The sequence below is a fragment of the Streptomyces sp. NPDC055287 genome (assembly GCF_053646035.1).
The window spans coordinates 186,262-209,607 of record NZ_JBSHNE010000005.1 but is presented as its reverse complement, the minus strand read 5'-3'; the positions used below and the strand labels follow the sequence as shown (position 1 = coordinate 209,607).

The window sequence follows — 23,346 nt, the reverse complement described above, 5'->3', positions numbered from 1 at the left end:
CGCCCTGGCGACCAGCGAGGAGGTTACTGCCTTCAAGGCAGGAGCCTCCGTGGACCGCTATACAAGCAAGGTCGGGTTGTTCACAAGAACAACCGTGCTCAACGTCGCCATGCTGCTCCGTGACAGCGTCGTCGCACGTCAGGTGCGTACTCACCTTGCTCGACATCGAGGAAATCCAGCGCCCGCAGCCTGTGGATAACTTTGTCCACAGGCTCGCCGCACTGATCGACGAGCACATCACCGAATTCCTCGACCAACGCCCGGTCACGTGCACCGGCGCGAAGGTCGCCGAGATCGCGGAGGACGTCTGCCGCACCACTATCGGCCGCGCCGTCGTCCCCCTGCTCAACGCCGCAGTCCACAGCAACGGCGAACACCGGGGTCGCATCCAGGCACTCGAGGACGAAGTGACCCACCTCCGGCGCGTACTGCGCGAGCGCGAGGCAGCCGGCTCGATGGGCGCACTCGACGCCATGAACCCCCGCCAGTTCGAGCAGCACATCGCCTGGCTCTGCCGACGCGACGGCTGCGACCGCGTGACGGTCACCGGAGGCCACGGCGACACAGGCGCGGACATCGTCGCCTACACCCCCGACGGCCGCCGCATCGTCGTCCAGTGCAAGTCCCGCAACCGCGGATCGACCATCGCAAGCGGTGACGTCCAGCAATTCATCGGCATGGCCAAGCTCGGGTACAACGCCGACATCGCACTACTCGTCGCCACCTGCCCGTTCACCCGGGACGCCCTGCTGCTGGCCGCGCGCCACGACGTGACAGCGGTCCACCGGGCCTGCTGGAGGCGTGGAACAACGGAGCCCAGCTGCAGGTCCTCAACCTCGTGCCGTACAGGCACAAGGGCGCAATCGGTCCACAGAAAGGGCCCGAAGTCGCAATCGGAACGTGCGGCTTCGGGCCCGCCCGCACTCTACCGGCATCCCGCCCGGATGCCCGGTTCCACGTGAAACGTCACAGCCCCCGCCAACCGCCCTCGTCCACGCCTCCAGGAATCGCGTCCGCCGGCTCGTACGGCTCGCGCGTGAAGACGAACGAGCCCAGGTCCAGGTGGCTCACCGAGCCGTCCCCCCGCCGCACCACCCGGAGCGTCTCCCCCAGGTAGTAACCGTCGAGGCCGACCCAGGTGCCGTCCGGCCACGCCGCGAAGCGCGAGCCCCGACCGCTGCCCCGCAGCGGCTGAAGCTCCACACCACGGTCCACACCGAGAGTCAGGGCGTACGACGACGTGCCCCAGAACCAGGGCCCCGTCAGCGCCAGCAGCTCTTGGTCCACCTCCGGCAACGGCCGCCAGGGCACCGGAATACGGGGCTCAGACTCCACGACGATACGGATCAGATCCGCGGCCACCGCAGGAGCGGACAGTCCCGACGTGGCGTTGACCAGCGCCACCGCGGCCACACCGTCCTCCACACTCACCCACAGCCCGGCCACAAAACCCGGCAGCGACCCGGTGTGCCCCACCAGCGTCCGTGTACCGTTCCGCACGATCTGCAACCCCAGCCCGTACCCACCGAACGGGTCCCCGGGGTCCGCCGGAGCAGCGGGCGTACGCATTTCCCGTACGGACTCCGGACGCAGCACCTTCTCGTCCCCCGCCGCGAGGAACGCCGCGAAGCGACACAGATCAGCAGTCGTCGACCAGAGCTGGCCGGCCGGAGCCATCAGACCGAGGTCCACGGACGGTTCCGGCAGCATCACATCCGCCCACGGATGCACCGCCCAGCCGCCCGCATGCGGGGCCACGGCCTGCGGGCCCGTACGCCGCATCCCCAACGGCTCAAGAACCTCGCGACGCAGCACCTCCGCCCAGGACTCCCCCCGCACCGCCTCAACGAGCTGACCGAGCAGCGTGTAACCGGGGTTGGAGTAATGGTGCGTACGCCCGGCCGGATGCATCCGAACCCCGTCACCCAGCACATCGGCGAGTTCAGGACGCACACTGCCCGGCGTCCGCTCCCACCACGGCGCGGGCGTCTCTGCCGACAACCCCGCAGTGTGGCTCAGAAGTTGACCGACAGTCACCTCGCCCACCCCTGTACCCGGCAAATGCTTCTCCAACGGATCACCCAGGCCGAGCAGGCCCTCGTCACGCAGCCTCAGCACCAGCACAGCGGTGAACGTCTTGGTGATCGAACCGATCCGGTACTGCGTGTCCGCATCCGGCCCATGCCCGTCGACACAGGTACGGGACCCGGTCCACACCGTCCGCCCATCACGCTGCACCGCCGCGACGAACGAGGGCGCCCTGCCCTCGGCCTGTGCGGTGGCAATGCGATGCAGGAGGGCGCGTTGCGTACTCGGAAGCAAATCTTCGAACGGTGAAGTCATGGTCAACACCTACCGGCACCGACCCGCCCCGTCGACCTCATTTCTGTAGGTTCTCAGCTTCGCTGTCAGGCGGCAGCTCTGTGACCTGCGATTCGGCGGGGATACTGCGGCGGGCGAGGTCGATGGCGAGGGCCGCGGCCTGCTCGCGGGTGAGCGGGGTGGTGTCACCGGTGAGGAGTTCGCCGGGTTGGGCGGTGCCAGGGCCGACGACTCAGACGTGCTGGAGGACGTTCTCCAGATCGGCCCTGGTCAGACGGACGTAGTGCTCGGCCGTCCCGTCCGAGGCCGGAATCAGAGAACCTACAATTTCAGCTGCAGCGGGCATCTCAGTGCCCGCCTACCGACCAGCGGTTTACTCCGACTTCAGCACGGCTCAGTACCGCCGCCCGCGGGATGGTCCAGCGCTCCTGAGCAGCCGAGACTGAAAGCACCGTAGCTGCAGGGGCACAACTCACTCCGGCGTGACGCTCATCCCGCTCGCCGGCCTCGCCTGGCGCCGAGGACCGGTTCATAGACGATGTGCTGACCGTCGAGTTCGTCGGCATGACCAGCTGGCCAGTCGCTGTGAGAGCGCCGACAAGCCCGCTGCCGGACGAGATCAAGCCAGGCCGCGGAGTCGGGTGACGCGGCCGGGCCCAGGACTCCGGTGTGCCCAGCGGCTCAACAAGCCACCGCTCCCAGTGAGCCGGCGTATTCGGGAACAGGGGGCGTGACGAGCTTCCGTTCCAGGCCGGCCAGGATCTGGAGCGTGGACCGGACCGCGCCGAACCGCGCGAGCAGGGTCGAGGCGTAGGGGCATCGGGCCGTTGCAGCTGGTGGAGGGCGATGAAGTCGGCAAGCGCGCTCTCCCAGCGGCGGGTGAAGACCACTTCGTAGCCGATCCAGACCTCCGGTGCGTTGTCCATGAGCCGGTAGCCGCGTCGGCGGTCCCAGACCAGCGGCGGCAGGGAGCGGGCCGCCACCTTGCCCAGGAGCGAAGGCCTCTCGCGCCGGACAGCGAACTCCGGAAGGCCGCACGTAATCCTCTTGCTGAATGGTCAAGACTCATTGACCATTCAGCACATGTCCTCCGATGATCTTCCCCAGACACTTCATGTCACCACTGACGCGCAGCTACGCGCCGTCTCCAGTCTCACGCGTCACCGGATCATGGCCGTGCTCCGCTTCGAGCCGGCGACGATTACGCAGATCGCCGAGCGGGTGGGCCTCGCGAAGGGAAGTTCCAGCTATCACGTGCGGCTGCTCGAGCGGGCCGGCCTCGTGAAGGTGGTGCGGACACGGAAGGTGCGGGGGGTCACCGAGCGGTACTACGCGATGGCCGCGCGGGCGATCGTGCTGCCGGATCCGGGGGCGGGGCAGCCGGATGCGCTGATGCGGCATGCGGTGGCGGACTTGGAGGCGGCGCCTGTGGATGGCGAGCGGCATGTGCGAATGGCGCATCTGCGACTCACCGAGGAGCAGTTCGCGGAGCTGGGGGCGCGGCTGCAGGCACTGGCGGACGAGTACCGGGAACTGTCCGATCCGTCGCTGCCGGACGCGTCGCTCGCCTTCGCGCTGTTTCGGCCGGCGCCACGCGAGCAGGCCGAGGGTGATGCCAAGTGATCTCAGATGTAAGAGAGTTGCCAGCCGGGTTCGGACGGCTGTGGACCGCGCAGACGGTGTCCTCACTCGGTGACGGGGTGACGCATGCCGCGCTGCCGCTGCTCGCGTTGACGTTGACGCGGAATCCCCTGGCCCTCGCCGCCGTCACGGCCGCCGGGACGCTGCCGTGGCTGCTCTTCGGGGTGCTCGGCGGTGCGCTGGTGGACCGCTGGGACCGCCGGCGCACGATGTGGGTCGCCGACGCGGCGCGTGCGGTGTTGCTCGCGATACCGGCGGCGGCTGCCGCGCTCGACGTGCTGAGCATTCCGCTGCTCGCGGCCGTCGCCTTCCTGCTCGGCCTCGGCGGACTCTTCTTCGACACGGCCGCCACGGCCTATCTGCCGCATCTGCTCGGCCGCGACCCCGCACTCCTGGAGCGCGCCAACTCCCGACTGCGCGGCACCCAGACCGCCCCGTCCGGTTTCGCGGGGCCGCCTGCGGGCAGTGCGCTGCTCGCGCTCGGGCGGGCGGTTCCGCTGCTCGCCGACGCGGTGTCGTTCGCCCTCTCCGCACTGCTCGTACGGTCGCTGCCTGCCGCACCCCGGCCCGTACCGCAGGCGCGTGAGTCGCTGTTTCGACAGGCGCGGGCCGGCGCCTCGTACGTATTCCGGGATCAGTTGCTGCTCGGGCTCGCGCTCCGTCCGGCGGTCGGGAACATCGCCTTCCTCGCCGTGGGGACCGTACTCGCCCTCTTCGCGCACGACCGTCTCGGCATCGACACCTTCGGCTTCGGCCTGCTCCTCACGGCGGAGGCCACCGGCGGCCTGCTCGGCGCGGGCATCGCCTCCTTCCTCGGCCGACGACTCGGCACCGGCACCGCGCTGACCTGCACCGCCGCAGCCGAGGGACTCGCCATCCTGGGCCTTGCCGCCGCCCCGAACCCGTACATCGCCGGCCTCGCGCTCGCCGTCTGCGGAGCGGGCATGGGCGCCACGATGGTGCTCGGCCCCTCCCTCCGACAGGCGATCGTCCCCGCCCACCTGCTGGGCCGGGTCGCCTCCACCTCCCGCATGCTCGCCATGTGCGCCGCCCCGTTCGGCGCCTTCCTCGGCGGCTGGCTGGCCACCACCTACGACATACGCGCCCCGCTCTACGCCGCCGCCGGCCTCCTCCTCACCATGACCGCCGTCACAGCGACCATGACCGGCAACCGCCGGGTCGAGGCGGCACTGCGTGGCGCCGCCCCGGTCGACGGTCCAGGTCACCCGGAATCCGCGGATCCCATTCGGGAGAGCACGCCCGAACAGTTGTGACGCTTTCGCGGAAAGTGTCACGAAAGTTTCGGGGTGGGGCTCGACCGGCGGGTCGTCGTCAGTGCCAGCGCCACTGCTCCGGCCGCTGCCGGGAGGCCCGCGGGGGCGACGCACAGATGGTTGGTCAGCCCTACTCGACAGGGGGCTCGGTCACGCGGGCGACTTTGGCGGGGGCCTGCCACCGGCACTGGTGGGCTTTCCAGGAGGGCAAGCGCATCGAGAGCCTCCCCAAGGAACTTGCGCCCGTCTTCTGTGAGTTGGAGGACCCTGCGTCCATGTTCACGTTGAAGGAGCTGCTTGCCGGTCGCTTCCTCAACGCCCGCAGCGATACCAGCGCACCCCCAGCACCATGTGAAACAGCCGCTGTGCGAGTCGGAGCGCAGCCCAACTCCGCCACGTTCATGCGACGGTTGATCTCGGTCCATCAGGTCGGGTGACAACAGCCCGCCGAGGTTTCGGAGTGCTGAACTATCCAACGTTGCTGATGTACAGCTGAGAAACGAGCTCGATTGCTGAACTAAACCGGCCCCCTACATCAGCGATCAGATCTGCGCCATGTCCACGAAGCGCGAGTAGTGACCCTGGAACGCCACCGTGATCGTCGCCGTGGGGCCGTTACGGTGCTTGGCCACCATCAGGTCCGCCTCACCCGCACGCGGCGACTCCTTCTCGTACGCGTCCTCACGGTGCAGCAGGATGACCATGTCCGCGTCCTGCTCGATGGAACCCGATTCACGAAGGTCGGAGACCATCGGCTTCTTGTCCGTACGCTGCTCCGGACCACGGTTCAGCTGCGACAGCGCGATCACCGGAAGCTCCAGCTCCTTCGCCAGCAGCTTCAGGTTTCGGGACATGTCCGAGACCTCCTGCTGACGGCTCTCCGCCCGCTTCGAACCACCGGACTGCATCAGCTGCAGATAGTCGATGATCACCAGCTTCAGATCATTGCGCTGTTTCAGCCGACGACACTTCGCACGGATCTCCATCATCGACAGGTTCGGCGAATCGTCGATGTACAGCGGCGCCTGCGAGACGTCCGGCATCCGGCGCGCCAGCCGCGTCCAGTCCTCGTCCGTCAGCGTGCCCGAACGCATGTGGTGCAGCGCCACCCTGGCCTCCGCCGAAAGCAGACGCATCGCGATCTCATTGCGCCCCATTTCCAGGGAGAAGATCACGCTCGGCAGGTTGTTCTTGATCGAGCAGGCCCGCGCGAAGTCCAGCGCGAGCGTCGACTTACCCATGGCGGGACGAGCCGCGATGACGATCATCTGGCCGGGGTGCAGGCCATTGGTCAGCGAGTCGAAGTCCGTGAAACCGGTGGGAACACCGGTCATCTCGCCCGTACGGGACCCGATCGCCTCGATCTCGTCGAGCGCGCCCTCCATGATGTCGCCGAGCGGCAGGTAGTCCTCGCTGGTCCGCTGTTCGGTGACCGCGTAGATCTCGGCCTGAGCGGCGTTGACGATGTCGTCGACGTCGCCGTCGGCCGCGTATCCCATCTGCGTGATCTTCGTGCCCGCCTCGACCAGCCGGCGCAACACCGCGCGCTCATGGACGATCTCGGCGTAGTACTCCGCGTTGGCCGCCGTCGGCACCGTCTGCACCAGGGTGTGCAGATACGACGCTCCGCCGACCTTCGTGATCTCCCCGCGCTTGGTCAGCTCGGCGCCCACGGTGATGGGGTCCGCCGGCTCGCCCTTGGCGTAGAGGTCGAGAATCGCCGTGTAGACGGTCTCGTGGGCCGGGCGGTAGAAGTCGTGCCCCTTGAGGATCTCCACCACGTCGGCGATGGCGTCCTTCGAGAGCAGCATGCCGCCGAGAACGGACTGCTCGGCGTCGAGGTCCTGCGGGGGCACCCGCTCGAAAGCGGGAGAACCGCCCTCCCAGCCGCCGCCCTCGCCGCCGCGGTCGTGCTGCTCCTCGCGGCCCCGACCTTCGCCACGACGCCGGCGGGAGGGCAGACGGTCACCCGGACCGCTGTCGGCCCAGGGGTCGTCCAATGGCTCGGAAATGCTCACCCGGGCCACCTCCTCCCGTCCGCTGCGCGGACCTCGCTGTGCCACTCTTTCTTACGGCACGGCTCTGACAAATGAGACGCCCGACTCCGGTTCCGGCGCATCGAGTTCGACGAGCTTCCGGGGCCGGAACGGAAGGCGGGCGCCGCACCACGGTAGGCCCGCGGGCACCGTCAGCCAATCTGGTTATCCACAGGCCATGTGGACGAAAGACGAGTTGCTGTGGAGAACCCCACAGAACCTGTGCATGGACCGGGGGACAGCACTGTGGACAAACTCATAGCGCCCTCACCATCAAGCCGCTGACCTGCACTTTTTCCGTCCACCGGCTGTGGGGAAGAAAAACTTTGCCCACCGGTTCAAGATCAGAAAAAACGGCGCACAGCCGAACCCCGAAAGCACCCACCCGTAAGGATCGCAAGGCCATTGCATCTCTTACCTGTGGAAGATTAGATTGACCTCATGACTCAGGCCCCCACGGCAGCGAAGACCAGCCGACGCCGGCACGACCGCGAGATCGTCGCGCTCGCCCTTCCGGCCTTCGGCGCCCTGGTCGCGGAGCCCCTTTTCGTGATGGTCGACAGCGCGGTCATCGGCCACCTCGGTACCCCGCAGCTCGCGGGTCTCGGCATCGCAGCCACGCTCCTGATGACGGCGGTGAGCGTCTTCGTCTTCCTCGCCTACGCCACCACCGCCGCGGTCGCCCGCCGCGTCGGCGCCGGCGACCTCCCGTCCGCCATCCGGCAGGGCATGGACGGCATCTGGCTCGCGCTGCTCCTCGGCGCCGCGGTGATCGTGTTCGTCCTGCCCGGTGCGCCCTGGCTGGTCGATCTCTTCGGCGCGTCCGACACGGCGGCTCCGCACGCCGTCACGTATCTGCGGATCTCCAGCCTGGGCATCCCCGCCATGCTCGTCGTACTCGCGGCCACGGGTGTCCTGCGGGGCCTCCAGGACACGAAGACCCCGCTGTATGTCGCCGTCGGCGGGTTCACCGCCAACGCGGCTCTGAACGTAGGGCTCGTGTACGGCGCCGGGCTGGGCATCGCCGGTTCCGCGTGGGGGACCGTGATCGCCCAATGCGGGATGGCCGCCGCCTATCTCGTGGTGGTGGTCCGGGGCGCCAGGAAGTACGGCGCGTCTCTGCGCCCGGATGCAGCGGGGATACGTGCCTGCGCGCAGGCAGGCGCACCGCTGCTGGTCCGCACGTTGTCGCTACGCGCCGTGCTGATGATCGCGACGGCGGTGGCGGCCCGGCTCGGTGACGCGGATGTCGCGGCGCACCAGATCATTTTGTCGCTGTGGAGTCTGCTGGCGTTCGCCCTGGACGCAATCGCCATCGCGGGTCAGGCGATCATCGGGCGCTATCTGGGCGCCGAGGACGCCAAGGGTGCGCAGGAGGCGTGCCGGCGGATGGTGCAGTGGGGCATTGTGTCGGGAGTGGTGCTCGGTGTGCTGGTCGCGGTGTCGCGGCCGTTGTTCATTCCGCTGTTCACGAGCGACGACGTCGTGCGGGACGCGCTGCTGCCGGCCTTGCTGGTGGTGGCTGTGTCCCAGCCGATTTCGGGGGTCGTGTTCGTGCTGGACGGTGTGCTGATGGGCGCGGGGGACGGGCCTTATCTGGCCTGGGCCATGCTGGCGACGCTCGCGGTCTTCACGCCGGTAGCTCTGCTGGTGCCGGTGCTGGGCGGCGGGCTGACCGCTTTGTGGTGGGCGATGACGTTGATGATGGTGGTGCGGATGCTGACGCTGTGGCTGCGTGCGCGTTCGGGCCGTTGGATCGTCACGGGCGCCACGCGCTGAGGCCACATGCCATGTGCAGAGGCCAGGCGCTGCGCGTAAGGGTTGGGCCCGCTGCGCGGCGTCGGCCGCGCGGCACACACGGGCTCGGACGGTGTTTCACGTGAAACGACGAAGGGCCGCACCCCGTGGGGTGCGGCCCTTCTGGCTGTTCTGCGGTGCGCAGCGCTTAGGCGGCGACGACCTCGACGCCCAGCTTCGCGGCGACCTCGGCGTGCAGACGCACGGAGACCTGGTGCGAACCAAGGGTCTTGATCGGGGCGCCCAGCTCGACGCGACGCTTGTCGACCTCGGGGCCACCGGCAGCCTTGATCGCCGAAGCGACGTCGGCCGGGGTGACGGAGCCGAAGAGACGGCCGGCGTCGCCGGAGCGAACGGCCAGACGCACGTTCACGCCTTCGAGCTTGGCCTTGATCTCGTTGGCCTGCTCGATGGTCGCGATCTCGTGGATCTTGCGGGCGCGGCGGATCTGCGCCACGTCCTTCTCGCCACCCTTGGTCCAGCGGATCGCGAAACCACGCGGGACCAGGTAGTTGCGAGCGTAGCCGTCCTTGACGTCAACGACGTCGCCGGCAGTGCCGAGGCCAGAGACCTCGTGGGTGAGGATGATCTTCATTTTTCGGTCACCCTTCCCTTATCGCGCGGTGGACGTGTAGGGCAGCAGCGCCATCTCACGGCTGTTCTTGACTGCCGTGGCGACGTCACGCTGGTGCTGCGTGCAGTTGCCGGTCACGCGGCGGGCACGGATCTTGCCGCGGTCGGAAATGAACTTCCGCAGCATGTTCGTGTCCTTGTAGTCCACGTACGTGACCTTGTCCTTGCAGAATGCGCAGACCTTCTTCTTAGGCTTGCGCACAGGCGGCTTCGCCATGGTGTTTCTCCTGTGTGATCAAGAAGTGGTGTACGGGCCCGCCCTAGAAGGGGGGCTCGTCCGAGTAGCCGCCGCCGGAGGACCCGCCGGAGCTTCCGCCCCAGCTGCCGCCGCCCTGCTGCTGGCCGCCGCCGGCCGGTGCACTGCTGGCCCAGGGGTCGTCGGCGGGAGCGCCGCCGCCCTGCTGGCCGCCGCCGCCGGGGGCTCCGCCCCAGTTGCCGCCGCCCTGCTGACCGCCCTGCTGACCGCCGCCGTACCCGCCCTGACCACCTCGGCCGGTGGTCTTGGTGACCTTGGCCGTGGCCGTCTTGAGGCTGGGGCCGACTTCTTCGACGTCCAGCTCGTAGACCGTGCGCTTGACGCCCTCGCGGTCTTCGTAGGACCGCTGCTTGAGCCGGCCCTGAACGACGACGCGCATGCCTCGCGTAAGCGACTCTGCGACGTTCTCCGCCGCCTGACGCCAGACCGAGCAGGTGAGGAACAGGCCTTCGCCGTCCTTCCACTCATTGGTCTGCTTGTCGAAGATGCGGGGAGTGGACGCGACACGGAACTTCGCGACCGCCGCACCGGACGGGGTGAAGCGCAGCTCGGGGTCGTCGACGAGATTGCCGACGACCGTGATGACGGTCTCGCCTGCCATGGGTGAACCTCTCGGCGGGGATTGCTGCTGGCTGCTTGTTGCTACTCGGACCCGATTACCGCTGAGCTACTGAGCTCAGTGGGTTTCGGGGCGGAGGACCTTGGTCCGGAGGACCGACTCGTTCAGGTTCATCTGTCGGTCGAGCTCCTTGACGACCGCAGGCTCGGCCTGCAGGTCGATGACCGAGTAGATGCCCTCAGGCTTCTTCTTGATCTCGTAGGACAGACGACGACGGCCCCAGGTGTCGACCTTCTCGACCTTTCCGTTGCCCTCACGGACGACGGAGAGGAAGTTCTCGATCAACGGGGAGACAGCGCGCTCCTCGAGATCGGGGTCGAGGATGACCATCACTTCGTAGTGACGCATGTGGAACCCACCTCCTTTGGACTCAGCGGCCACGGTCGTTCCGTGGCAGGAGGGTCGTGATGCGTACGCAACGGTATCGGCCGCCACTGACAAGCCGCCTCCTTCGTGGGAAGAGGCCTGTTTTCTGGCGTGGGCAGACACCGGTGCAGACCGTACAGACTACCTGCTCACCGCCTTCCGGTTGAAATCCGGCCAGGAAGGGTCACAATCTGTACACATCGGGCATGTGCGGCGACGGTTCGCCGCTTCCAGCAGGAGGTGCCTCATGGCGCAGGCAATGCGACGACACTCCTCGAGCTCTCTCTTCGAGACCGACGGCAAGCCTCATCCGCTTCAGGACACGCTGCTGGCGGTGACGCTCGCGCTGGGCGCGATCGCCTTTGTCTCGGCGATGTTCCACAACCTGCATCTGCTCAGCTCGTGGACCGGGCTGATGGGCATCATCACGGGTGCTTACGGCCAGTTCATCTCGGCCACGACGCGCGAGCGGTTCCCGATGATCGTCGGTCTGGGAGCGTCCGCGGTGGGCTTCTTCCTCGGCATGGCCCACGGCGGGCTGTTCGGCGGGGTGCTGGGATAGGCCCGGCTGGGCCAGAGGGCCAGTCGGGGCGCTCCCCGGGCGCAGTAGGCTTCGGCGCGAGAGCCGGAGCCCCTGATCCCATGGGGACAGACCTGCCGAGGAGCGCCCCGCATGAGCCTGACCCTGAGGACCATCAGCCGAGAGCAGCATCTGGCATACATCCAGAGCCTGCCCGCGGCGAGCCACTGCCAGGTTCCCGCATGGGCTGATGTGAAGACGGAGTGGCGTTCGGAGAGCCTGGGCTGGTTCGACAAGGGCGGTGTGCTGGTCGGCGCCGGTCTGGTGCTGTACCGGCAGCTGCCGAAGATCAAGCGGTATCTCGCGTATCTGCCCGAGGGCCCGGTCATCAACTGGTACGCGCCGAATCTGGACGACTGGCTGCAGCCGATGCTGGCGCATTTGAAGCAGCAGGGTGCCTTCTCCGTGAAGATGGGTCCGCCGGTGGTCATCCGCCGCTGGGACGCGCCCGCCATCAAGGCCGGTATCCAGGATCCGGATGTGAAGCGTCTGCGGGACATCGAGGCGACGCACATCGAGCCGCGTGCCTTCGAAGTGGCGGACCGTCTGCGGAAGATGGGCTGGCAGCAGGGCGAGGACGGCGGCGCCGGTTTCGGTGACGTGCAGCCGCGTTACGTCTACCAGGTGCCGTTGGCCAACCGGTCGCTCGACGATGTCCTCAAGGGCTTCAACCAGCTGTGGCGGCGCAACATCAAGAAGGCCGAGAAGGCCGGCGTCGAGGTCGTCCAGGGCGGATACGAGGACCTCGCCGAGTGGCAGCGGCTGTACGAGATCACCGCTGTGCGCGACAAGTTCCGGCCGCGCCCGCTGTCGTACTTCCAGCGCATGTGGTCCGTCCTGAACGCCGAGGACCCCAACCGCATGCGGCTGTACTTCGCGCGGCACAACGGCGTGAACCTGTCCGCCGCGACGATGCTGGTCGTCGGTGGGCACGTCTGGTACTCGTACGGCGCCTCCGACAACATCGGCCGCGAGGTCCGGCCCTCGAACGCGATGCAGTGGCGGATGCTGCGTGACGCGTACGCGATGGGCGCGACCGTCTACGACCTGCGAGGCATTTCCGACTCTCTCGACGAGACCGACCACCTGTTCGGCCTGATCCAGTTCAAGGTGGGTACGGGTGGGGAGGCTGTGGAGTACGTCGGCGAGTGGGACTTCCCGCTCAACAAGATGCTGCACAAGGCACTCGACATGTACATGTCGCGCCGCTGATCCCTGCTCGAATCTGAATTCGCTCCCCTTCATACCTCTGATACACCGCAGCCACGAGAAAGGTTCCGGACCGGCCATGGCGCTCACCCTCTACGTCGACACCGCGCGCTGGCGGGCGCACCAGAAGTCCGTGCTCGATCAGTTCCCGGGAATCGTGCCGGTCTGCAAGGGCAACGGCTACGGCTTCGGCCATGAGCGGCTCGCGGACGAAGCGACCCGCTTCGGCTCGGACATCCTCGCCGTCGGCACCACCTACGAAGCGGCCCGCATCAAGGACTGGTTCGGCGGTGACCTGCTCGTCCTGACGCCGTTCCGGCGCGGTGAGGAACCGGTTCCGCTGCCGGACCGGGTGGTGCGCTCGGTGTCGTCGGTGGACGGGGTGCACGCGCTGGTCGGCGCCCGTGTCGTCATCGAGTGCATGAGTTCGATGAAGCGTCACGGCGTGAAGGAGGAGGAGCTCGGGCAGCTCCACGCGGCCATCGAGGACGTACGCCTGGAGGGCTTCGCCCTGCACCTCCCGCTGGACCGTACGGACGGTTCCGACGCGGTCGAGGAAGTCATCGGGTGGATGGACCGGCTGCGGGCGGCCCGGCTGCCGCTGCACACGATGTTCGTCAGCCACCTGAAGGCCGACGAACTGGCGCGGCTGCAGCAGCAGTTCCCCCAGACCCGCTTCCGTGCGCGGATCGGCACGCGGCTGTGGCTGGGCGACCACGAGGCGACGGAGTACCGCGGCTCGGTGCTGGACGTGACCCCGGTGGCCAAGGGCGACCGGTTCGGTTACCGCCAGCAGAAGGCGGCGTCGGACGGCTGGCTCGTGGTGGTGGCGGGCGGCACGTCGCACGGCGTCGGCCTGGAGGCGCCCAAGGCGCTGCACGGTGTGATGCCGCGCGCGAAGGGCGTGGCGCGGGCCGGTCTCGCCACGGTGAACCGCAATCTCGCGCCGTTCGTGTGGGCGGGCAAGCAGCGCTGGTTCGCTGAGCCTCCGCACATGCAGGTGTCGATCCTGTTCGTCCCCTCGGACGCGCAGGAGCCGAAGGTGGGCGAGGAGCTCGTGGCCCATCTGCGCCACACGACGACGCAGTTCGACCGCATCGTCGACCGCTGAGCCCGCGCCGGCGTCAGCCGGCAGCAGGGTCAGCCGGCAACGGAACCGACCGACCGCGGCGTCAGCCGCCCGACGTGGGTGCGCCCCATTCCACCCGTGGCCCCTCGAAGTGGTGCGCCGCATGCCGCGGCGGGTGGGCGGCCTTCCCCAGGACGAAGGTGTCCTCCGCTCCGTCGAGGACACCCCCCGAGGGGTCGTCCGAGCCGTCGCGCCGTACGGCGTCCCGCTCCGGCATCAGGATGTCGCGTACGACGACGGCGCACAGGTAGAGCGTGGCCAGCAGATGCAGCGCGATGGCGAGCTGATAGCCCTCGGGGGGCAGACCCCGCTGTTTGTCGCCGCTGGTGGTGTACGCGAGGTACATCCAGATCCCGAGGTAGTACATGACCTCGCAGCCCTGCCAGATCAGGAAGTCGCGCCAGCGCGGCCGGGCCAGGGCGGCGAGGGGGATGAGCCACAGGACGTACTGCGGTGAGTAGACCTTGTTGGTGAGGACGAACGCGGCGACGACCAGGAATGCGAGCTGGGCGAAGCGCGGCCGGCGGGGGGCCGTCAGCGTCAGCGCGGCGATACCGGCGCACAGCACGATCATCAGCAGCGTGGCGTAGGTGTTGACGGCTTCGACGTCGAGCGGCTTTCCGGTGCGCTGCGTGATGATCAGCCAGAAGGAGCCGAAGTCGACGGACCGCTCCTGGCTGAAGGTGTAGAACTTCTTCCACCCCTCGGGGGCGAAGATCATGACTGGCAGGTTCACCAGCAGCCAGGCCCCGGCGGCACCGAGCAGCGCGGCGCCGTACTCCCGGTACTTGCCCGCTCTCCAGCACAGCACGAGGAGCGGTCCCAGAAGGAGTACGGGGTAGAGCTTCGCGGCGGTGGCGAGCCCGATGAGGATGCCGAAGGCCAGCGAGCGTCCCCGGGACCACATGAGCATCGCGGCGGCCGTCAGGGCGACGGCCAGCAGGTCCCAGTTGATGGTGGCGGTGAGGGCCAGGGCCGGCGCGAGGGCGACGAGCAGGGCGTCCCAGGGGCGCCGCCGGTGCGTACGGGCGACACAGACGGCGGTGACGGCGGCGCAGATCATCAACATGAGCGCGTTGACCATCCAGTAGGCCTGTTCGCGCTCTTGTACGGAGCCGTCGAAAGGCGTGGTCAACCAGGCCGCGACCTGCATGAAGAGCCCTGTCAGGACGGGGTACTCGAGGAACTCCATGTCGCCGGCCAGGCGGTCGAAGTACGGCACGAGGCCGTCGGCGAAGCCGCGCCCCAGGTACAGGTGCGGGATGTCGGAGTAGCAGGCATGCGTGTACTGCGAACTGGTGCCGCGGAACCAGGCCCACTCGTAGCACGGGATCTTCTGCACCATGCCGAGCGCGAACATGCCGATCGCTACCAGGGCGACGACGCGGACCGGTGAGAGCCGGCCCTCGCCCAGCGCGGCCCACCGGCCGACGGGTCCGCCGATCAGCTCGCTGCCTGCCGCGGCGACCTCGTCCTGATGCGTGGGCCGTACTACGGGCCGGTCCTCGTGCACGCTCGTCATGGGGTCATCCTGCCGTACGGGTCTGTGCATGCGGCGAGGGCCGCCGCACCGGGGTGCGACGGCCCTCGTCAGGGGTGGGGTGGGGCGTGGCGTCAGCCACCGCCTCCGAAGAGGCCACCGCTGCTGCCGTTGCCGGGCTTGCCGTCGGTCCCGCCGTCGGTGGTGGTGCCGTCGGTCGTGCCGCCGTCGGTGGTGGTGCCGTCGGTGGTCCCGCCGGTGTCGGTGCCGCCGGTGTCCGTACCACCGGTGTCGGTTCCGCCGGCGTCCGTGCCGGCGTTGTCTCCGCCGCCGCTGTTCTTGCCGTCGTCACAGCGCCAGTCGAGCGGGTTGCAGGTCTCGGTCGGGCTCGGGGTCTCGGACGGTGACGGGGTTTCCGAGGGGCTCTCGGACGGGCTGGCGGACGGCGTCTCGGACGGCTCCTCGGACGGCGACGGGGTCGGCGTCGGTGACGGCGCCCCGACTCCATCGGCCTTCTCGCCGATCGGGGTGGCCTCGGGGAAGTCCTCTACGTCCTCGCCCTTGAGCGCGTCGCGCATGTAGTTCGTCCACACCTCGGCCGGAATGTCACCACCGTGGATGGAGGGGACGCCGCCGGTGCCGTTCATGGAGAGCAGCTTGCGGGACTCGGGGTCCGTACGGAACAGGGTGACCGCGGTCGACAGCTGCGGGGTGTAGCCGACGAACCAGGCCGACTTGTTCTTGTCGGTGGTACCGGTCTTGCCCGCGGCCGGGCGCCCCAGCTTCTGCGCCTTGGTGCCGGTGCCCTCGGGGCTCTCGACCACGTTCTTGAGGACGTCGGTGACGTTGTCCGCGACTTCCGGGTCCATGGCCCGCTGGGACTTGGGCTTCTCGAAGCCGGACTTCTCCACGCCGTCCAGGAGCACCTTCTTCACCGAGTACGGCTCGTGGTGCTCGCCGGACGCGGCGAATGTCGCATACGAGTCCGCCATGCGGATGGCGCTCGGAGTGGAGGTACCCAGGAAGAAGGACGCGTTGAAACTGTCCATGGTGTCCCTGAGGATTCCGGTGTCCGCTGCCATGTCGGCGACACGCTTGTGGCCGACATCGAAGCCGAGCTGCACGAAGGGGGTGTTGATGGACTTCTCCATCGCTTCCCTGAGTGTGACGTAGCCGTAGGCCTTGTCACTCTCGTTCTTCTGCCGGAACGGCTGACCGTTCTTGCCCGGAACAGGGGTGCCGTTCGGGTACTTGATCTCGATCAGGTCATTGGCGTTGTACTTGCTCATCGGCGAAAGGCCAGTAGGGGTGGTCTGCTGGGTGCCGTGTTCCATGGCCGCTGCGAGGACGTACGGCTTCCAGGTCGAGCCGACGGGGACACCCGACGTGTCGGCGTTGTTGGTGAAGTGCTTCTTGTCCCAGCCATCGCCGCCGTACAGGGCGACGATCGCGCCGGTTTTCACGTCTACCGAAGCCGAGCCGAACTGGACGAGCTTGTCCGTGTCAGGGCGTTCCTTGGCGTTGAGGAACTCCTTCTTGGTCTTGTTGACCGCCTTCTCCATCGCCTTGACCTTCTCCTTGTTGAAGGTCGTGTAGACGCGATAGCCGCCCCGCTCGAGCTTCTCCGGCGTGATGTTGGTCTGCTTCATCACGTACTTCTTGGCGGTCTCGACCAGGTAGCCCTTCTGGCCCTTGAGGCCACTGGCCTGCCCGGAGTCCTTGAGCTTCGGGAACGTCGTGTACTTGGCCCGATCCTGCTGCGTCATGCGGTTCACCTCGACCTGGCGGTCCAGAATCCACTTCCAGCGCTCCTCTGCACGCGCCCTGTTCTTATCAGAGGTAGCGGCAGTACCGATGCCACCGTCAGGGTTGTAGAGGTTCGGTCCCTTCAGGAGGCTTGCCAGGAACGCACTCTGGTCCGGATTGAGCTCGTCACTGTTCTTATCGAAGTACGCCTGGGACGCAGCCTGGATTCCGTACGCGTCACGGCCGAAGTAGGCGGTATTGAGATAACCGGCCATGATGGTCGACTTCTTGTCCGTGGCACCGACCTTGATCGAAATGATCAGCTCGGTGAACTTGCGCTTCAGCGTCTGGTCCTGGTCCAGGAAGTTGTTCTTGACGTACTGCTGGGTGATGGTCGAGCCACCCTGGGTCTCGCCGCCCAAGGCCATGTTGAAAACAGCCCGGCCGATGCCCATGGGGTCGACACCCCAGTCGTCCTCGAACGACTCGTTCTCGGCGGCGATCACCGCGTCCTGCATGTGCTGCGGGATCTTGTCGATGGTGACGATCTGACGGTTGCGCTGGCCGCCGGTCGCCGCCAGCTGGGTGCCGTCGTCCCAATAGAAGACGTTGTTCTCTGCCTCAGCCATCAGCTGAGGGTCGGGCTTGTCCACCCACGCGAACGCCACCCCCATGCCCGCGACCATGATCGCGAAGAAGCCCAGGCAGGTGCCGCTGACCAACTTCCAGGACGGCACGAACCGTCGCCATCCGTATCTGTCCGAGCGCGGGTAGTTGATGAACCGGTCATCGTCCTGCCGGCCCCCGCGTCCCCGGCCGGCGCCGCGGCCCGCGGGCTCGGCGGCGCGGCGGCGTGAGCCGCCGGACGCGCCGCGCTGGGCGGCGCGGCGGGCTTCCGCTCTGCCGCCGGGGGGGCGTTCCTCTCCGTACGAGCCGGAGAGCATCTCAGTGGTGCTGCTGGTGTCCCGCGTGGGGGCCGCGCGGCGGCCTGATGGCTGCTGGGCGGCTCGCCGGGCCGCGGCACGTCCTCCGTCCTGCGGCTGCGACGGTTTGCGACGGTGCTCGCTCATCGAACGACTACTCCTCGGGCAGGCGAGATCGCCTGGAAGCGGCAGGTGAGTTCCGGTCCCCCCGAAGTACGGACCAGCCCGGGGCCGGGCTCGTCCGTACGGCCTCATGTGCATCCAGGACGAGGACGCTCCCTGGCGTCACTTGGTTCCCGGTGGTCTGCATGCCGCACAGACTACGCACCGTCAAAACCCACCCAGTGCCGATGTTCACCCCAAATCAGGCAAGTCGCATGCACCGAATCGGTGATGTGACGCCGTTCACGATGGCCCCCCTTGTCCCATCGGCACTCCCGTTCTATCGTCTGGATGTATCGAGTCGATACATCAGCTCGGCATAAGGACCGTCGGCGACTGAGGAGGCGAAGGATGAGCAGGCGCTCAGGCATCCTCGAATTCGCCGTGCTCGGCCTGCTGCGCGAGTCCCCGATGCACGGTTACGAGCTGCGCAAGCGGCTCAACACCTCGCTGGGGGTCTTCCGCGCCTTCAGCTACGGGACGCTCTACCCCTGCCTCAAGACGCTCGTCGCGAACGGTTGGTTGATCGAAGAGCCCGGCAGCGCTCCCGAGGACGCGCTCGCCGCTTCGCTCGCGGGTCGCCGGGCGAAGATCGTCTACCGGCTGACGGCCGAGGGCAAGGAGCACTTCGAGGAGCTGCTCTCCCACACCGGCCCCGATTCGTGGGAGGACGAGCACTTCGCTGCTCGTTTCGCCTTCTTCGGACAGACGGAGCGCGAGGTGCGGATGCGGGTGCTCGAGGGCCGCAGGAGCCGGCTGGAGGAGCGTCTCGAGAAGATGCGCGCCTCCCTGGCCCGTACCCGCGAGCGCCTGGACGACTACACGCTTGAGCTGCAGCGGCACGGCATGGAGTCCGTGGAGCGCGAAGTGCGCTGGCTGAACGAGCTCATCGAGAGCGAGCGGGCGGGGAGGGATCAGCGACGATCCGACCCCGAGAACCCGGCTCGCCACGACAGCACATCTGCAGAGACGGACGGCCTGCCCCGGCACCGGGACGACACCGGTCCGGATCCGTCCGACGACACCGTCAAGTGAGGCCCTGCACTTCCGCAGGCCTCGTCGAGAACACAGGGAGCAACCGCCAATGGGTTCGGTTCGCGTAGCCATCGTCGGCGTGGGCAACTGCGCCGCCTCGCTGGTGCAGGGCGTCGAGTACTACAAGGACGCCGACCCGGCGGGCAAGGTGCCGGGTCTCATGCACGTGCAGTTCGGCGACTACCACGTGAGTGACATCGAGTTTGTCGCCGCGTTCGACGTCGACGCCAAGAAGGTCGGCCTCGACCTCGCGGACGCCATCGGCGCCAGCGAGAACAACACCATCAAGATCTGCGACGTACCGAACTCCGGCATCACGGTGCAGCGCGGTCACACCCTGGACGGCCTGGGCAAGTACTACCGCCAGACCATCGAGGAGTCCGACGAGGCCCCGGTCGACGTCGTCCAGGTCCTCAAGGACACGCAGGCCGACGTCCTCGTCTGCTACCTGCCCGTCGGTTCCGAGGCCGCTGCGAAGTTCTACGCGCAGTGCGCCATCGACGCCAAGGTCGCCTTCGTCAACGCTCTTCCGGTCTTCATCGCCGGTACCAAGGAGTGGGCGGACAAGTTCACCGAGGCCGGTGTCCCGATCGTCGGCGACGACATCAAGTCGCAGGTCGGCGCGACCATCACGCACCGCGTCATGGCGAAGCTGTTCGAGGACCGGGGTGTCATCCTGGACCGCACGATGCAGCTGAACGTCGGCGGCAACATGGACTTCAAGAACATGCTCGAGCGTGAGCGCCTGGAGTCCAAGAAGATCTCGAAGACGCAGGCCGTCACCTCGCAGATCCCCGACCGCGACATGGGCGCCGACAACGTCCACATCGGCCCGTCGGACTACGTCGCGTGGCTCGACGACCGCAAGTGGGCGTACGTACGCCTCGAGGGCCGTGCCTTCGGTGACGTTCCGCTGAACCTGGAGTACAAGCTCGAGGTGTGGGACTCCCCGAACTCCGCGGGTGTCATCATCGACGCCGTGCGCGCCGCGAAGATCGCCAAGGACCGCGGTATCGGTGGCCCGATCCTCTCCGCGTCCTCGTACTTCATGAAGTCCCCGCCGGTGCAGTACTTCGACGACGCGGCCCACCGCGCCGTCGAGAGCTTCATCAAGGGCGAGGTCGAGCGCTAAAGCTCATCCTGCTGCGCCAGCTCCGCCTGCTTCGATTGAAGCTCCACGCAGGCAGATCGTCGAGGGTCCCCGGGCTAATCCGCCCGGGGACCCTCGACGTGTGTGACGCTTGCTCGCATGCCCGTCGTACGTGATCTGCGCGTACTCCTGCGCCTGACCGACTTCCGCCGCCTGCTGACGGTCCGGCTGCTCTCGCAGTCCGCGGACGGCGTCTACCAGGTCGCGCTCGCCGCGTACGTCGTCTTCTCCCCCGAGAAGCAGACGTCGCCCGGCGCGATCGCCTCGGCGATGGCCGTACTGCTGCTCCCCTATTCGGTGGTCGGTCCCTTCGCGGGCGTACTGCTCGACCGCTGGCAGCGCCGGCAGGTCTTCCTGTACGGGAACCTGCTGCGGGCGGTCCTCGCCTGCGGCACCGCGCTTTTGATCCTCGCGTCGGTGCCCGACTGGCTCTTCTACGCCTCGGCCCTCTCCGTCACCGCCGTCAACCGCTTCGTCCTGGCCGGGCTTTCGGCCGCGTTGCCGCGCGTGGTCGACGCCGACCGGCTCGTCATGGCCAACTCGCTGTCCCCGACCGCCGGTACGCTCGCTGCCACCGCGGGCGGCGGCCTCGCCTTCGCCGTACGGCTGGTGGCATCGGACTCCGACGCCGTGGTCGTGCTGCTGGGGGCGGCGCTCTATCTCTGCGCCGCGCTGTCGTCGCTGCGCATGAGCCGTGAGCTGCTCGGCCCCAGCCCTGATCAGGTACAGCCCCGGCTGGGGGCCGCTCTGGCCTCCACGGCGCGGGGCCTCACCGACGGCATGCGGCACCTGGCCCAGCGCCCGGCCACGGCACGCGCGTTGACCGCTATGACGTTGATGCGCTTTTGCTACGGCGCCCTGACGGTCATGGTGCTGATGCTCGTCCGGTACGCGTGGTCCGAAGGGCAGGGGGACGGGTCCGAGGGACTGGCGCTGCTCGGGGTCGCCGCCGCATTTTCGGGGGCGGGATTCTTCGCGGCCGCGGTACTGACGCCGTGGGCGGTGGGGCGGCTCGGACCGTACGGGTGGATGGTCACGTGCGCGGGGTCGGCCGCCGTGCTCGAACCGGCTCTGGCGCTGCCCTTCGAGCCCGTGCCGATGATGGTCGCCGCCTTCGTGCTCGGGCTGACGACGCAAGCGGCGAAGATCACCACGGACACGGTGGTGCAGTCGTCGGTCGACGACGCGTATCGCGGGCGAATCTTCTCGATCTACGACGTGCTGTTCAACGTCGCCTTCGTGGGCGCTGCGGCGACGGCGGCGGTGATGCTGCCCGACGACGGCCGCTCGGCTGCCCTGGTAGTCACGGTCGCGATGATCTACGCGGCGGTCGCCGCAACCTTGTTCCACTGGAACCGAGTTGGCAGCGCATAGCCGCGTCAAACGACCATGCCCTGATGCGGTGAGGGGCGGTGTTTCACGTGAAACACCGCCCCTCACCGCATACGCCCGTCGTCATGTTTCACGTGAAACGTGACTTCAGCCCTGCGTCGCCCACCACTCCTTGAGCGCCGCGACCGCCGCGTCATGCTCCATCGGACCGTTCTCCAGGCGCAGCTCCAGCAAGAACTTGTACGCCTTGCCGATCTCCGGGCCGGGCCTGATGCCGAGGATCTCCATGATCTGGTTTCCGTCCAGATCCGGCCGGATGGCGTCCAGCTCCTCCTGCTCCTGGAGCTGCGCGATGCGCTCCTCCAGCCCGTCGTACGCCCGCGAGAGCGCGCCGGCCTTGCGCTTGTTGCGCGTCGTGCAGTCCGAGCGGGTCAGCTTGTGCAGCCGCTCCAGTTGCGGGCCCGCGTCACGGACGTACCGCCGTACGGCAGAGTCGGTCCACTCACCGGTCCCGTAGCCGTGGAAGCGCAGGTGCAGCTCCACCAGCAGCGACACGTCCTTGATCATGTCGTTCGAGTACTTGAGGGCGGTCATGCGCTTCTTCGTCATCTTCGCGCCGACCACCTCGTGGTGGTGGAAGGAGACCCGGCCGTCCTCCTCGAAGCGCCGCGTCCTCGGTTTCCCGATGTCGTGCAGCAGCGCCGCGAGCCGCAGCACCAGGTCCGGCCCAGCCTCTTCCAGGTCCATGGCCTGCTCCAGGACCGTCAGCGAGTGCTCGTAGACGTCCTTGTGCTTGTGATGCTCATCACTTTCCAGGCGCAGTGCCGGCAGTTCGGGGAGCACGGATCCGGCGATCCCACTGTCGACAAGCAGCCGCAGACCCTTGCGGGGGTTGGCGGAGAGAATCAGCTTGTTGAACTCGTCACGCACCCGCTCGGCCGAGACGATCTCAATGCGTTCCGCCATGGCCGTCATCGCCTGGACGACCTCGGGCGCCACTTCGAAGCCCAGCTGTGCGGCGAACCGCGCGGCGCGCATCATCCGCAGCGGGTCGTCGGAGAACGACTCCTCGGGGGTGCCGGGCGTACGCAGGACCCGGGCCGCGAGGTCTTCGAGACCCCCGTGCGGATCGACGAATTCCTTCTCCGGGAGGGCGACGGCCATCGCGTTCACGGTGAAGTCGCGGCGTACGAGGTCTTGCTCGATGGAGTCGCCGTAGGACACCTCAGGCTTGCGCGAGGTCCTGTCGTACGCCTCGGAGCGGTACGTCGTGACCTCGATCTGGTAGCCGGCCTTCTGGCACCCCACCGTGCCGAAGGCGATCCCGACCTCCCACACCGAGTCCGCCCATGGACGGACGATCTTCAGTACGTCGTCGGGCCGGGCGTCGGTCGTGAAGTCCAGGTCGTTGCCGAGGCGGCCGAGCAACGCGTCCCTGACCGATCCGCCGACGAGCGCGAGACTGAAGCCCGCCTCCTGGAAACGGCGCGCGAGATCGTCGGCGACAGGGGAGACCCGCAGCAGTTCACTGACCGCGCGGCGCTGCACCTGATTCAGGGCACTGGGATTGTCTTCGTTGGCGTTCGGCACAACAGAAAAGGGTACGTGCCCCGGCCGTCCTGAGCTTCACCGTTTATTGCCGCCCGACAAGACTCT

At 67.8% G+C, this 23,346-nt stretch carries 19 protein-coding genes; 10 read left to right on the top strand and 9 right to left on the bottom strand.

Translation table 11 applies throughout. The features are described 5' to 3' along the window. The first annotated feature begins 155 nt into the window (after positions 1 to 155). Positions 156 to 962 carry a restriction endonuclease gene (locus tag ACWIHY_RS10920; RefSeq protein ID WP_454375316.1) on the top strand — a complete coding sequence of 269 codons (807 nt, stop codon included), beginning with the start codon at positions 156 to 158 and terminating at the stop codon, positions 960 to 962. Positions 963 to 966: 4 nt separating this feature from the next. Here the strand turns inward: ACWIHY_RS10920 and ACWIHY_RS10915 are convergent, their stop codons facing one another. Next, the gene (locus ACWIHY_RS10915) at positions 967 to 2,343 is read right to left on the bottom strand and encodes a serine hydrolase domain-containing protein (RefSeq protein ID WP_454375315.1); all 1,377 of its coding nucleotides are present in this window, start codon (positions 2,341 to 2,343) and stop codon (positions 967 to 969) included. A gap of 1,062 nt (positions 2,344 to 3,405) precedes the next feature. Here ACWIHY_RS10915 and ACWIHY_RS10910 point away from each other — a divergent pair. Both ACWIHY_RS10910 and ACWIHY_RS10905 read left to right on the top strand, forming a co-directional pair. After that, positions 3,406 to 3,945 carry an ArsR/SmtB family transcription factor gene (locus tag ACWIHY_RS10910; protein ID WP_454375314.1) on the top strand — a complete coding sequence of 180 codons (540 nt, stop codon included), beginning with the start codon at positions 3,406 to 3,408 and terminating at the stop codon, positions 3,943 to 3,945. Positions 3,946 to 3,962: 17 nt separating this feature from the next. Then, on the top strand, positions 3,963 to 5,237 hold the full coding sequence (locus ACWIHY_RS10905) for an MFS transporter (RefSeq protein WP_454375470.1): 1,275 nt from the start codon (positions 3,963 to 3,965) through the stop codon (positions 5,235 to 5,237). Positions 5,238 to 5,779: 542 nt separating this feature from the next. Here the strand turns inward: ACWIHY_RS10905 and dnaB are convergent. Next, positions 5,780 to 7,237, bottom strand: coding sequence for a replicative DNA helicase (gene dnaB, locus ACWIHY_RS10900; protein WP_454375469.1), 1,458 nt, complete (start codon positions 7,235 to 7,237; stop codon positions 5,780 to 5,782). Between the two features lie 477 nt (positions 7,238 to 7,714). Here dnaB and ACWIHY_RS10895 point away from each other — a divergent pair, with 477 nt between their 5' ends. Further along, positions 7,715 to 9,052: an MATE family efflux transporter gene (locus tag ACWIHY_RS10895; protein WP_454375313.1), complete on the top strand. Its 1,338-nt coding sequence runs from the start codon at positions 7,715 to 7,717 to the stop codon at positions 9,050 to 9,052. A 166-nt stretch (positions 9,053 to 9,218) separates the two neighbouring features. Here ACWIHY_RS10895 and rplI read toward each other — a convergent pair whose 3' ends face one another. The 4 genes from rplI to rpsF all read right to left on the bottom strand — a co-directional run bounded on the left by rplI (position 9,219) and on the right by rpsF (position 10,926). Next, positions 9,219 to 9,665 (bottom strand): 50S ribosomal protein L9, encoded by a 447-nt coding sequence (gene rplI, locus ACWIHY_RS10890; protein WP_028810714.1) that lies wholly within the window; start codon positions 9,663 to 9,665, stop codon positions 9,219 to 9,221. An 18-nt stretch (positions 9,666 to 9,683) separates the two neighbouring features. After that, positions 9,684 to 9,920, bottom strand: a complete 237-nt coding sequence (gene rpsR / locus ACWIHY_RS10885; RefSeq protein WP_003949403.1) for a 30S ribosomal protein S18 — start codon at positions 9,918 to 9,920, stop codon at positions 9,684 to 9,686. Between the two features lie 43 nt (positions 9,921 to 9,963). Further along, positions 9,964 to 10,560, bottom strand: a complete 597-nt coding sequence (locus tag ACWIHY_RS10880; protein WP_454375312.1) for a single-stranded DNA-binding protein — start codon at positions 10,558 to 10,560, stop codon at positions 9,964 to 9,966. 75 nt (positions 10,561 to 10,635) lie between these two features. Beyond that, positions 10,636 to 10,926, bottom strand: a complete 291-nt coding sequence (gene rpsF, locus ACWIHY_RS10875; protein ID WP_006604399.1) for a 30S ribosomal protein S6 — start codon at positions 10,924 to 10,926, stop codon at positions 10,636 to 10,638. Positions 10,927 to 11,191: 265 nt separating this feature from the next. Between rpsF and ACWIHY_RS10870 the strand changes: the two genes are divergently transcribed. The 3 genes from ACWIHY_RS10870 (at position 11,192) to ACWIHY_RS10860 (ending at position 13,844) form a co-directional block, all read left to right on the top strand. Next, positions 11,192 to 11,506, top strand: a complete 315-nt coding sequence (locus ACWIHY_RS10870; RefSeq protein WP_454375311.1) for a hypothetical protein — start codon at positions 11,192 to 11,194, stop codon at positions 11,504 to 11,506. 111 nt (positions 11,507 to 11,617) lie between these two features. Next, positions 11,618 to 12,736: a lipid II:glycine glycyltransferase FemX gene (locus tag ACWIHY_RS10865; RefSeq protein WP_454375310.1), complete on the top strand. Its 1,119-nt coding sequence runs from the start codon at positions 11,618 to 11,620 to the stop codon at positions 12,734 to 12,736. Positions 12,737 to 12,812: 76 nt separating this feature from the next. Then, on the top strand, positions 12,813 to 13,844 hold the full coding sequence (locus ACWIHY_RS10860; RefSeq protein WP_454375309.1) for an alanine racemase: 1,032 nt from the start codon (positions 12,813 to 12,815) through the stop codon (positions 13,842 to 13,844). Positions 13,845 to 13,905: 61 nt separating this feature from the next. Here the strand turns inward: ACWIHY_RS10860 and ACWIHY_RS10855 are convergent, their stop codons facing one another. Continuing rightward, a complete protein-coding gene (locus tag ACWIHY_RS10855; RefSeq protein ID WP_454375308.1) occupies positions 13,906 to 15,414 on the bottom strand; it encodes a glycosyltransferase family 87 protein in 1,509 nt (502 codons plus the stop codon). Between the two features lie 62 nt (positions 15,415 to 15,476). Next, the gene (locus ACWIHY_RS10850; RefSeq protein WP_454375307.1) at positions 15,477 to 18,158 is read right to left on the bottom strand and encodes a transglycosylase domain-containing protein; all 2,682 of its coding nucleotides are present in this window, start codon (positions 18,156 to 18,158) and stop codon (positions 15,477 to 15,479) included. Positions 18,159 to 18,524: 366 nt separating this feature from the next. Here ACWIHY_RS10850 and ACWIHY_RS10845 point away from each other — a divergent pair, with 366 nt between their 5' ends. The 3 genes from ACWIHY_RS10845 to ACWIHY_RS10835 all read left to right on the top strand — a co-directional run bounded on the left by ACWIHY_RS10845 (position 18,525) and on the right by ACWIHY_RS10835 (position 21,732). After that, on the top strand, positions 18,525 to 19,208 hold the full coding sequence (locus ACWIHY_RS10845; RefSeq protein WP_454375306.1) for a helix-turn-helix transcriptional regulator: 684 nt from the start codon (positions 18,525 to 18,527) through the stop codon (positions 19,206 to 19,208). A gap of 49 nt (positions 19,209 to 19,257) precedes the next feature. Next, positions 19,258 to 20,340 carry an inositol-3-phosphate synthase gene (locus tag ACWIHY_RS10840; RefSeq protein ID WP_454375305.1) on the top strand — a complete coding sequence of 361 codons (1,083 nt, stop codon included), beginning with the start codon at positions 19,258 to 19,260 and terminating at the stop codon, positions 20,338 to 20,340. A 117-nt stretch (positions 20,341 to 20,457) separates the two neighbouring features. Further along, entirely contained in the window at positions 20,458 to 21,732 is a 1,275-nt protein-coding gene (locus ACWIHY_RS10835) for an MFS transporter (protein ID WP_454375304.1), read from the top strand. 105 nt (positions 21,733 to 21,837) lie between these two features. Here the strand turns inward: ACWIHY_RS10835 and ACWIHY_RS10830 are convergent, their stop codons facing one another. Beyond that, entirely contained in the window at positions 21,838 to 23,280 is a 1,443-nt protein-coding gene (locus ACWIHY_RS10830; protein WP_454375303.1) for a CCA tRNA nucleotidyltransferase, read from the bottom strand. Between the last annotated feature and the right edge of the window lie 66 nt (positions 23,281 to 23,346).

Coding starts and splice junctions, on each gene's coding strand:
- rplI (WP_028810714.1), bottom strand. CDS start 9,665: ATGAAGATCATCCTCACCCACGAGGTCTCTGGCCTCGGCACTGCCGGC.
- ACWIHY_RS10845 (WP_454375306.1), top strand. CDS start 18,525: ATGAGCAGGCGCTCAGGCATCCTCGAATTCGCCGTGCTCGGCCTGCTG.
- ACWIHY_RS10850 (WP_454375307.1), bottom strand. CDS start 18,158: ATGAGCGAGCACCGTCGCAAACCGTCGCAGCCGCAGGACGGAGGACGT.
- ACWIHY_RS10835 (WP_454375304.1), top strand. CDS start 20,458: ATGCCCGTCGTACGTGATCTGCGCGTACTCCTGCGCCTGACCGACTTC.
- ACWIHY_RS10870 (WP_454375311.1), top strand. CDS start 11,192: ATGGCGCAGGCAATGCGACGACACTCCTCGAGCTCTCTCTTCGAGACC.
- ACWIHY_RS10865 (WP_454375310.1), top strand. CDS start 11,618: ATGAGCCTGACCCTGAGGACCATCAGCCGAGAGCAGCATCTGGCATAC.
- rpsR (WP_003949403.1), bottom strand. CDS start 9,920: ATGGCGAAGCCGCCTGTGCGCAAGCCTAAGAAGAAGGTCTGCGCATTC.
- ACWIHY_RS10895 (WP_454375313.1), top strand. CDS start 7,715: ATGACTCAGGCCCCCACGGCAGCGAAGACCAGCCGACGCCGGCACGAC.
- ACWIHY_RS10855 (WP_454375308.1), bottom strand. CDS start 15,414: ATGCACAGACCCGTACGGCAGGATGACCCCATGACGAGCGTGCACGAG.
- ACWIHY_RS10840 (WP_454375305.1), top strand. CDS start 19,258: ATGGGTTCGGTTCGCGTAGCCATCGTCGGCGTGGGCAACTGCGCCGCC.
- ACWIHY_RS10915 (WP_454375315.1), bottom strand. CDS start 2,343: ATGACTTCACCGTTCGAAGATTTGCTTCCGAGTACGCAACGCGCCCTC.
- rpsF (WP_006604399.1), bottom strand. CDS start 10,926: ATGCGTCACTACGAAGTGATGGTCATCCTCGACCCCGATCTCGAGGAG.
- ACWIHY_RS10910 (WP_454375314.1), top strand. CDS start 3,406: ATGTCCTCCGATGATCTTCCCCAGACACTTCATGTCACCACTGACGCG.
- ACWIHY_RS10860 (WP_454375309.1), top strand. CDS start 12,813: ATGGCGCTCACCCTCTACGTCGACACCGCGCGCTGGCGGGCGCACCAG.
- ACWIHY_RS10880 (WP_454375312.1), bottom strand. CDS start 10,560: ATGGCAGGCGAGACCGTCATCACGGTCGTCGGCAATCTCGTCGACGAC.